Raw genomic sequence first — 2753 nt, 5'->3', positions numbered from 1 at the left:
CCCGCCGAGCCGCTGCTCGAACTCGCGTCCACCACGGCCTTGAAGGCGGCGGCGGTCTCGGGGGCGGGCCCTGCGGTGCTCAGTTCGCTGGCGGTCGCCGACGATCTCGCCGCCGGCCGTCTCATCGCGGTCGACGTCGCGGACCTCGAACTGCGGCGCGCACTGCGCGCGGTGTGGCCGCGGGGCACGCATCCAACGGGCCCGGCACGGGAGTTGCTGGCGCTGACGAAGACGTATCCGCAGACCGCGAAACGTGAAGGCGGTTGAGGGGCACCGCTCCCGAAACGGCACGGTGTCGTACGCGGCGACCACCGCGCGAACGCGGTCGGAGGCGAGGCACGGAATCAGCCGGAACCGAAGCAGGCGCGGCTCCGTCAGACCGCCATGCGAAACGACGGCACCCTTGGACCGGCCGGTGTGTCCCCCACCCGGTCCACTGCGACGCGGGGACATGTGCGCGCCCGACGGACGCGCGGGCGCGCGTGGGTCGGGCTCGCTCTTTCGGTGGGCCTGGTCACGACCGCGTGCACGTCCGGGTCGGACGACGGGCCCGAAGCCACACCTTCGCCGACCGCGCCCGGGAGTCTGACCGGTGCGGCCGGCGAAGTCCGGGCGAAAATGCTGAAGTTGACGAACTTCAACTCGTGCGACGCGCTGCTCGCCGACTTCAGGGCCGCCGCGTTGGCACGTACCAAGCCCAGCCCCGAGGCGGCCGGCGCCGGCAGTGCGCCGGGCTGGACCGGTGGGGGCTCGGCCGAGGACGGCAACCGGTCCGGCGCCGACGCGGAGGCACCTGCCGCCGCCGCGCCCGTCGCACCGCAGAATGCCGACGAGGCGGCCAAGGGCGCCGCGCAGCCCGCCGCGGGCCCCGGCTACTCGGGAACGAATGTGCACGAACAGGGCGTCGACGAACCGGACCTGGTCAAGACCGACGGCCGCCGCGTGTTCACCGTCGCGGACGGCGAGCTGCGCGTCCTCGACGTCGCCACCCGGGCGCAGACCGGCAAGCTGACGCTGCCGGGCGCGTCGGCGAGCGAGATGCTGCTGTCCGGCAACCGGGCGCTGCTGGTCATGACGGGAGGCGACCACACCGTCTACGAGGGGCCGACCCAGCCGCGCGCTCCGGAGTCGTCCGCGGACATGCCTGCCCCGGCGGCCGGGCGCGCGAAGCTGGTTCTGGTCGACCTGTCCGGCCCCACGCCCACGTCGCTCGGCGAACTGAGCGTCGACGGCGGCTATGTGGATGCCCGTCAGATCGGCTCGACGGCCCGCGTCGTCATCCGGTCGTACCCGAGCGGGCCGGTGGTCAAGGACACCGGAGGCGGCAGCTACTCGTCCCGGTACACCAAGGCCATCGAGAAGACGACCGTGGACGACTGGCTGCCGAGCTACACCCTCACGGCCAACGGCAGCACGAACTCCGGTCGCCTTGTGGACTGTTCGGCCGTGAGTCGACCGGAGACCGAGCCCGGCACGCCCGGGCACACCGGTGTCTCGACGCTGTCGGTTCTGTCGTTCGACCTGAACCGCGAGCTCGACACGGGCAGCCCGGTGACGATCGCCGCGGACGCCGACACCGTGTACGCGTCCGCGTCGAACCTGTACGTCGCGGCGAACTACCAGCCGCTGCGCGCCGATTCGGGCAGGCAGCCAAGCGTGTACCAACCGCGCACGGCGATCTACCAGTTCGACATCTCCGGCACCGGTACGCCCCGGCACGTCGCGTCCGGCGACGTCGACGGCACGCTGCTCAACCAGTATTCGCTGTCCGAACACGCCAACCACCTGCGCGTCGCGACCACGAGCCAGAAGGCCGTCGACACCAAGTCGGGTCGGGGCGACGGCGCGTCGGCCCGCGAGGAAGTCACCTCGGTGGTACCGGACATGGCCGCCCCGGTCGGCAACACCGAGAGCGCGGTGACCGTATTGGCGCTCGGCGGAGCGGAGTTGCGCGAGGTCGGCCGGGCGGGCGGCCTGGGGCGCGGTGAGCGGATCTACGCGGTGCGCTTCACCGGAAACGTCGGGTACGTCGTGACGTTCCGGCAGACCGACCCCCTCTACACGCTCGATCTCACCGACCCGCGCGCCCCCAAGGTGGTCGGCGAACTCAAGATCAACGGCTACTCGGCCTACCTGCACCCCGTCGACGGCGGCAAGTTGATCGGTGTGGGGCAGGACGCCACCGACACCGGGCGCCGTCTCGGCACGCAGGTGTCGCTGTTCGACGTCGGCAACCTCGCCGACCCGCGCCGAATCGCGAACTACACGGTCGCGCTTGGTGGTTCGGAAGCGGAGATGGATCCGCACGCGTTCTTGTACTGGCCGCAGACGGGAACGCTGGTGATCCCGCTCCAGACCCCGCACACGGTCGTCCAGCCGGCCGTGCCGCCCGGCAGCACCGGCGGGTCCGGTGGGTCCGGGGGATCCGGCACCGCCGGAAGCACCGGAGCCTCCCCCGGCTCGGGCAGCTCGGGCGGCACCGGCAGCTCGACCGCTTCCGGAAGCTCCCCCGGCACGTCCGCACCCGTGTACGCCCCAACGTCGCAGGCGCTGGTCCTGAGGCTGGAGGGCGGTGCGTTCGCCGAGGTCGGCAAGATCGCCCACCCTGGGGGCGGCCAGATGCGGCGGTCGCTCGTGATCGGCGACGCGCTGTGGACGGTGTCGACGCGCGGCGTGATGGTCAGCGACCTCGCGACGCTGGCGCAGCGGGCCTGGGTGCCGTTCGTCTGACCGCGGCGGTGAGCTGCCTCCCG

Annotated in this window: 2 protein-coding genes; both read left to right on the top strand. The window is 72.3% G+C overall.

Annotated elements, in window-relative coordinates:
• Positions 1 to 267: LysR substrate-binding domain-containing protein (locus tag ACRX5W_RS16130; protein WP_436788824.1), on the top strand; the 267-nt coding region annotated here is incomplete at its 5' end.
• Between the two features lie 360 nt (positions 268 to 627).
• Positions 628 to 2730, top strand: a complete 2103-nt coding sequence (locus tag ACRX5W_RS16125) for a beta-propeller domain-containing protein (RefSeq protein ID WP_436788823.1) — start codon at positions 628 to 630, stop codon at positions 2728 to 2730.
• Positions 2731 to 2753 lie beyond the last annotated feature (23 nt).

The sequence above is a fragment of the Yinghuangia sp. YIM S10712 genome (assembly GCF_051388935.1).
GTDB lineage: Bacteria > Actinomycetota > Actinomycetes > Streptomycetales > Streptomycetaceae > Yinghuangia.
This window is presented reverse-complemented; position numbering and strand designations above follow the sequence as displayed.